Here is a 6,196-nt window from a genome sequence, read left to right as displayed (position 1 = left end):
GGAGATCCGGGACATTCTTTCCGACCGGGTGGTCGCTTATGCGCTGATCGCCGGAGAGGGCGGAACGGTGCTCTTCCATACGAACCCGGGGCTGGTCGGCACGAAGCTCGGGGAGAAGGGACTGAAGGAATGGCTGCGGTCGGGGAAGACATATGGAAGGCGGGTCCGGCTCGGTACCGGCCTCCCGGCCTACGAATTCAACTACCTCCTCCACGGCCCGGCCGGAAAGGTCGAGGTCCTGCGTCTCGTCCTCCATACCACCCAGGCGGATCGGATTCTCTCCGATGCCCGCAAGATGTGGTGGACGGTGGGCGCCGTCCTTCTCCTCTTGTGGGCGTTCGGGATCGCGCTCGAGCGGGTGCTGGCCCGTCACCTTCGGCTTCAAACCGAAGTGGAACGGAGGGAACGCCTGGCCCTCATCGGGCAGATGACCGCCACGCTCGCCCACGAGATCCGGAACGCGTTGGGGAGCGTCAAGGGATACACGCAATGGGTGGACGAGAAGGTCGAGGAGGCGGACCCTCGCAAGAAGGCCCTTTCGATCGCTCTCCGGGGCACGGAACGGATCGAGTCCCTGGTGAACGACCTCCTCCTTTTCTCACGGGAAGAAAGCTACTCCTTCGAGCCCGTCGATCCGACCCCCCTCCTCAAGGAAACCGTTGCCGCGGCGGCTTCCGGGTGGGGGGGAGAAGTCGAAGTGAAAACGGTTCCCGGTATGTGCGCAATGGCGGATCCCGATAAACTCCGCCGCATCCTGCATAACGGCGTCCGGAACGCCATCCAGGCGATGGGGGAGCGTGGAGCCTTGAAGATTACCGCGCGGTCGGAGGGGCATCGGCTGGTCATCCGGATCGAAGATACCGGCCCGGGCATTCCCGCCGCGGAACTGCCCCGGTTGTTCACCCCTTTCCATACCACGAAGACGGACGGCACCGGTCTCGGACTGGCATACTCGAAAAAAGTGATCGAAGGGATGAAGGGCGGGATCGAGCTTTCCAACCGGGAAGAGGGAGGGGCCGTCCTCGCCATCTATCTTCCGATCCCGGGGGAAGGGTGAAATGCCGAAAAGAATCCTGGTCGTCGACGACGACGAGCTGATGCGCTCCTTTCTCTCCTCCGTCCTCCGGGAGGAAGGGTACGGGATCGAGGAGGCGCGGAACGGAACCGAAGGGCTTGCGAAGCTCCCGGGCTCCGATTTCGAGCTCGTCATCACCGACCTGCGGATGCCGGACATGTCCGGGTTGGCCCTGATGCAGGAGGGGAAGAAGGCGCGCCCCGACGTCCGTTGGATCATCATCACCGCCTACGGCTCCATCGGGAGCGCCGTGGAAGCGATGAAGGCGGGGGCCTCCGATTACCTCACCAAGCCGTTCCGCGACCCCGAGGAACTGCGCCATGTCATCGGGCGGGTCCTTCGGGAAGCCGAAGCGGAAACGAAAATCACCCTCCTGTCGGAAGAGCTGGGCAGACAGTTCCCGGCGGCGGAAACGATTTTCCTCGGCGAGAAAATGGAGCAGGTGCGGAAGCTGGTGAGCGACGTGGCCGCCACCGCGACCACCGTGCTCGTCACGGGGCAGAGCGGGACAGGGAAGGAACTCATTGCCAGGGTGATCCATGATCTGAGCCCCCGGCGGAAAGAGCCCTTCGTCGCCGTCCACTGCGCCGCCTTGGCGGAGAACCTCCTGGAGAGCGAGCTCTTCGGCCACGAGCGGGGAGCGTTCACCGGAGCCGTGGCCGCCCGGAAGGGGAGGTTCGAGCTCGCCGACGGGGGAACGATTTTCCTGGACGAGATCGGGGAAATCTCCGCGGCCGTCCAGGTGAAGCTCCTCAGGGTGCTGCAGGAGAAGGAGTTCGAGCGGGTGGGGGGAATGAGGCCACTCTCCGTGGATGTGCGGATCGTCGCGGCGACGAACAAGGACCTCAAGGCGGAAGTCGCCGCGGGGCGGTTCCGGGAGGATCTCTATTACCGGTTGAACGTATTTCCGATCGCCCTTCCTTCCCTGGCGGAACGCAGGGAGGCCATTCTTCCCCTGGCGGAATATTTCCTGAAGAAGTTCGCCGCCGCCTTCGGCAAATCGATCGCAGGGTTTTCCCCCGGAGCGCGGTCGGCCCTTGAAAATTACCCCTGGCCGGGCAACGTACGGGAGTTGCAGAACGTGGTCGAGCGCTCCGTGATCCTCGCTCAAGGCGAGATCGGGGTGACACACCTGAACCTGGAACCGCTACGCGCCCCCTTGGTCCCCGCGGAAAGTGTCCTCAAGGCGAACGAACGGGAAGCCATCCGGAAAGTGCTCGACGAGACGGGGGGGAACCGCAAACAGGCGGCGCGGATCCTCGGGATTTCCCTGCGCACCCTCCAATACCGGATCAAGGAGTACGGACTCTAGGAGAAGTGCAAACTCTGCGCATCGAGGTGCAGGGACTGCACTCACTCGGCGGACGACCCTCCGGAAAGATTCGGGACCGGCAACAAATCCTCTTTGGTTTCGCTGGATCCATGTTCCGGACACGGTTGGCATCCTCCTTGCTCATCCCGTGGACAGTCAAACTTTTCGATGGATGGTGCAGGACATGGCGTCCGTGCGAACCGGCAGCCTCTCGTTCCCCAAGATCGGCATGACGGTTATTCCCGCCCTGCTGCTTCTTTTCTTTCTGACCGCATTCCTTCCACCGGCGCTCGAAACGGCGCAGGCACAGGAAAACGATACGGTGCTGGAAGGGAGCGGCATCCATTATCCGGGCGGGTTCGACCCGAACACGGTGGGAGAGGTCCGTGGAAAGGCGTACGGGATTTCCGTTCCGGAGCGCGGCCCGGTACGGTTCCGACTGGAAACCGGGAGGGAAACCTACACGGTCCTGGCTTCGCCGAAATGGTTCTGGAAGGACCAGATCGCCGAACTTCCCGATGGCGCGGAAATCCGGGTCCGCGGGTCCAAGACGCTTGGCCGGGACGCGAATCTGTACATCATCGCCCAGCGGATCCGAATCGGGTCATCGGGCCGGCCCGTAGACCTGCGCACCGGGGACGGGTCTCCTCTATGGAGAGGGCCTAAGGCAGGCGGGATGGGAGCTCCGGGCGGCTTCGGCTCCCCGATGCGGGGGGGCGGGGGAATGGGAAGCGGCCCCGGTGGCATGGGCGGCATGGGCGGTCAGCACCGGTAAATCGCCGGGCAATCCGAAACGAGGAAGGAATCAGGAAATGTTCATGAACCGCAGGCTCGCATTTTGTGTGGGTGTTGTCGCAGCGATTTCATTGCTGGAAGCGGGCTCCGTGTTCGCCGGTTGGGAATTGGGGTCCAAGGCCGGATTCGACACGAACGTAAGCCGGTCGATCTCCGGCGGGAAGAGCGATGCCTACCTGTTGGGATACGCCGCTTACGGCCGTGCCCCCGACGGAGAGACCCGGCTGGACTGGTCGTTTTCCGCGGTGGGGGAAGGAGCCGCCTATGCAAGTTTGAGCGATCTCGATTATGCGGCGATCACGTTTTCTCCCGGCCTGGTCTATTTCTACCGCCCCGGCTGGATCATCACGGCAGCTCCGTTTCTCCAGGCAAAAGGAGTACGGGACTCCAACCAGTCCGCAGTCGCCTTCGGAGGAAAGCTCCTGGTAAAGCAACAACTCCCCTCCGATTTCTACCTGGGGGAGTATTACGCCTACGCGGACAGCCGGGCAAATGCCGACACGTTCTCCTTCAAGGAACACGCGCTGGGGGCTTTTCTTGGCCGGAACTGGACGCACACCTTCTACACGGAGCTTGGGTACGAATTTTCCCGGGGGGATTCCTTCCGGTCCGTGGGAACCTCCCCCTTGGCGCCGGGAGGAATGGGCGGGTTCGGAGGAATGCAACCGATGTTTTCCACCGCCTTCGGGACCGAGGTGGTCAGGGAACGTGTGGATCGTCACGCCGTGGGGATAACGGCGGGGATCGACTGGACGAAGTCGGTTTTTTCCGTGGCCAGTTACACGTTCACCTATAGACGCGGGGACCTCGGATCCAGCGCATCGCACTCCGGTTTCCTGGGGGTTGGATACCGCTTCTGACTACCGCCGGACAGCAATAGATCAGGAACCAACAAGAAACAGGAAGCAACGAGAAATCGAAAGCGTTAAAAATCATTTTGCAGGGAGGAAGGAATGAAGGGGAAAAAATTGATCAAGGGGCTTCTTTTCATTGCGGGCATGGCCTTGACGCTCGCCGCATGCGGCGGAGGAGGCGGCGGTACGGTAGCTGATGGCGGCGCAACCGGCGCGATCGCAGGAACCGCCACGATCCAGGGACAGGTTTCCGGAACGGTTGTTATTGCCGTCGACGATGATACGAATCTCGAAGCGGCACGCGCTGCGGCCACCGGCACCCCGAAGACGTTCAGCATGACCCTGCCGACGGGGGAAAATTACCGTTTCTATTTGATGGAAAACGAGGGGCCGGGGGATGCCGGGAGAATCTACCCCGTCTACATGGGATCCACGAACGTCTTTCAGCTTACGAACGCTGCGAACAGCCAGACCATTAACCTCGGAATGGTGACCCTGGACTTCACCAAGGGCAGTGCCGCCCCCGCGAACAACCCTATGGGGTTTCCCGGTGTGATAGCGGGGGGAGAGAACCCGTCGATTCCTCCTTCTCTTTCCGGCGCGGTTTTCTCCATGGGCGACCTGCAGGGAACCTGGGACTTCAACTCGCTGGCCACCTCCGGGATGTTCGGCTGGATGCAGGGCGTTCTTTCCGTGGATAACACGGGGATGGGCGCCATGACTTCCCTGGTCCGGAACGGCATGTCCTGGCCGTCCATGGACAATGTTCCGTTCGCGATGTTCCCCAGCGGCATCGTCAGGATGGACAACGACAACACCTTCCACGCTATCCTGTCGAAAGACAAAACCATGATGGCGGCCACCTGGACGGACAACACGGGCGGAAGCGCCTTGATGATCTTTCGGAAGCAGGGAGGCGCCTACGCGCAAAGCGATCTGTACGGAACGTGGAACTTCCACCGGCTTACCGCCGGCAGCGACAACACGACGTCCGGATGGGCGTTCGGAACGATGACGATGAGTTCCCCCGGCACCGCAACCATTACCGCCGTTCAAACCAGCAATAACAACATGAGCGAAGTCGGAAGCTCTTTCTTTGTGTCCATGGGCGGGAACGGGATCGTCACCTCCTCCGGGGACAACACCTTCCACGGGGTCATGTCCCAGGATAAGAATATGATGGTTCTCACGAAAACCAACGCAAGCGGGCATTACGACCTGATGGTCCTGATGAGATCGGACACGGGGGTGTCCTATAACACGACCGATCTTACGGGGGACTGGATGCAGCATGGGGTTGTTTCCGGGGACCCGAACGATACGAACTGGAACTTCGGGCAGATGGTCATGGATTCCACCGGCCAGGCCACGTTCAACGGCATGATGGGAAGGACGGGCGCGTTCTCCATGCAGCCGGGAACATTTGCAATGAATTCGTCCGGCGTCATCAGCATGGGAGGAATGGGCATGGACGGGGGAATGACAAACCAGATGACGGCCCAGGCCTACTCCGGGCTCATGAATCCGGCGAAAAACATTATGGTTGCGACCTACACGGACGGAAACGGAGGATATCAGCTCGGAATCGGCATGAAGTAACGGTTGCCTTCCTGAAACGAACCGCTGTCCCGGACGGGGGGCCGGATCCTTGCGGCCCCCCTCCAGGAACCATCCGCCTCACTTCGAGGGCTTCTTCGGCGCCTTCGTCTTCTCGGCCTTGGCGTTCGGCTTGCTGGTCTTTCCCGGCGGGACGCAACCGCATCCGCAGGACCCCCGCGTCTTCCAGCGGCGCAAGTCGGTCCTGTTCTTTCCTCCCCGTTGGATAGACAGTGAAGTCCCCGGAATGTTACCATCCGAATCCTTCATAACGTCAATGCGGCTTTTGCGATGTCCTGACGGAGCCATTCCGAAGTCTTGAAGTGGAGCGTAAGTCCCCGGGCATCCCTGAAGAGACGCTCGACGACGTAGTCTCGGCAATAACCGTGGCCCCCAAGAACCTGGATTGCGGAGTTCGTTATTTCCACCGCGGCTTCGGAGGCGAAAAGCTTCGCCTTGAACCCGTTGATCGCAGCGGTGCCGGGCGCGGAGTCGGCGTTGTCCGCGCAGGCGGACAAGAGGGATTCGGCCGCGTCGGTCTTGAGGATCATATCGGCTATCAGG

Annotated in this window: 6 protein-coding genes; 5 read left to right on the top strand and 1 reads right to left on the bottom strand. The window is 61.5% G+C overall.

Annotated features, from left to right (window positions below; all coding sequences use genetic code 11):
• The 5 genes from HY896_11305 to HY896_11285 form a co-directional block, all read left to right on the top strand.
• The coding region (locus HY896_11305; GenBank protein ID MBI5576936.1) for a hypothetical protein at nucleotides 1-1,057 on the top strand (1,057 nt) is incomplete at its 5' end.
• A 1-nt stretch (nucleotide 1,058) separates the two neighbouring features.
• Nucleotides 1,059-2,387 carry a sigma-54-dependent Fis family transcriptional regulator gene (locus HY896_11300; GenBank protein ID MBI5576935.1) on the top strand — a complete coding sequence of 443 codons (1,329 nt, stop codon included), beginning with the start codon at nucleotides 1,059-1,061 and terminating at the stop codon, nucleotides 2,385-2,387.
• Nucleotides 2,388-2,571: 184 nt separating this feature from the next.
• Nucleotides 2,572-3,162 (top strand): hypothetical protein, encoded by a 591-nt coding sequence (locus HY896_11295; GenBank protein MBI5576934.1) that lies wholly within the window; start codon nucleotides 2,572-2,574, stop codon nucleotides 3,160-3,162.
• Nucleotides 3,163-3,205: 43 nt separating this feature from the next.
• Complete coding sequence (locus tag HY896_11290) at nucleotides 3,206-4,042, top strand: hypothetical protein (protein MBI5576933.1); 837 nt, start codon at nucleotides 3,206-3,208, stop codon at nucleotides 4,040-4,042.
• Between the two features lie 93 nt (nucleotides 4,043-4,135).
• Nucleotides 4,136-5,635: a hypothetical protein gene (locus HY896_11285; GenBank protein ID MBI5576932.1), complete on the top strand. Its 1,500-nt coding sequence runs from the start codon at nucleotides 4,136-4,138 to the stop codon at nucleotides 5,633-5,635.
• Nucleotides 5,636-5,898: 263 nt separating this feature from the next.
• Here HY896_11285 and HY896_11280 read toward each other — a convergent pair whose 3' ends face one another.
• Entirely contained in the window at nucleotides 5,899-6,183 is a 285-nt protein-coding gene (locus tag HY896_11280) for an acyl-CoA/acyl-ACP dehydrogenase (GenBank protein ID MBI5576931.1), read from the bottom strand.
• Nucleotides 6,184-6,196 lie beyond the last annotated feature (13 nt).

This window comes from Deltaproteobacteria bacterium (genome assembly GCA_016218975.1).
In the GTDB taxonomy this organism is placed as follows: domain Bacteria; phylum Desulfobacterota; class Deferrimicrobia; order Deferrimicrobiales; family Deferrimicrobiaceae; genus JAENIX01.
Note: the sequence above shows the minus strand (reverse complement) of the source record. Positions and strands in the feature narration are given on the sequence as shown.

What these genes read in the sequence shown, in the direction of transcription:
- HY896_11290 (MBI5576933.1), top strand. Translation starts at nt 3,206, where the DNA reads ATGAACCGCAGGCTCGCATTTTGTGTGGGTGTTGTCGCAGCGATTTCA.
- HY896_11285 (MBI5576932.1), top strand. Translation starts at nt 4,136, where the DNA reads ATGAAGGGGAAAAAATTGATCAAGGGGCTTCTTTTCATTGCGGGCATG.
- HY896_11300 (MBI5576935.1), top strand. Translation starts at nt 1,059, where the DNA reads ATGCCGAAAAGAATCCTGGTCGTCGACGACGACGAGCTGATGCGCTCC.
- HY896_11295 (MBI5576934.1), top strand. Translation starts at nt 2,572, where the DNA reads ATGGCGTCCGTGCGAACCGGCAGCCTCTCGTTCCCCAAGATCGGCATG.
- HY896_11280 (MBI5576931.1), bottom strand. Translation starts at nt 6,183, where the DNA reads ATGATCCTCAAGACCGACGCGGCCGAATCCCTCTTGTCCGCCTGCGCG.